The sequence below is a fragment of the Kineococcus siccus genome (assembly GCF_009906795.1).
Taxonomy (GTDB): domain Bacteria; phylum Actinomycetota; class Actinomycetes; order Actinomycetales; family Kineococcaceae; genus Kineococcus; species Kineococcus siccus.
Genome location: NZ_JAAALN010000455.1, coordinates 1 through 534 on the forward strand (window position 1 = coordinate 1; position 534 = coordinate 534).

Consider the following 534-nt stretch of genomic DNA (forward strand, 5'->3'; position numbering starts at 1 on the left):
CGGGCGTGGCGCAGTCGGCGGCCGGCACGGCCGACGCGGTGCGCAACAGCCAGGGCGTGGCGTCCGACCTGACCCGCACCTCGGAGGAGCTCAGCGCGCTCGTCGCGACGTTCCGGTACTGAGGCGGTGCCACGGGGCCGGGGCGACGGCATGATGGGGCCGTGTCCCTCCTGTCGTCCGTCGCGCTGGTCCTCGCCCGACATCAGGCGGACTACCTGGATTGAGGTGACTGGGCGCCGTTCGGTGACCTCGATCCCCAGCGGAGGCAGCGCTAGCTCGGCCCATCCGAGGCGGCGGTCGCGCGCGTGGGTCGCGGCGGGAGCACCACGGTGAGCGCGTGCATCAGCTCAGCCGGTAGAGGGCGACCAGTAGCGGCGCAGTTGGTGATCTCCTCGGCGACGTCGCGGACCTTGCGGTTGGTGTGCTGGGACACCGAGCGCAGGGCCTGGAAGCCCAGATCGGCGTCGCAGGGCATCAGCAACATGATCATCCCGACGGCGTGCTCGATGCGGGGCCGGTTCGCCAGTGCGGTCG

1 protein-coding gene is annotated in these 534 nt (G+C 71.9%); it reads right to left on the reverse strand.

What is annotated here, in order from left to right; genetic code table 11:
• Positions 1-271: 271 nt before the first annotated feature.
• Positions 272-534, reverse strand: a 263-nt coding sequence (locus tag GTR02_RS22105; RefSeq protein ID WP_166609600.1) for an ANTAR domain-containing protein, incomplete at its 5' end; no start/stop codon positions are given.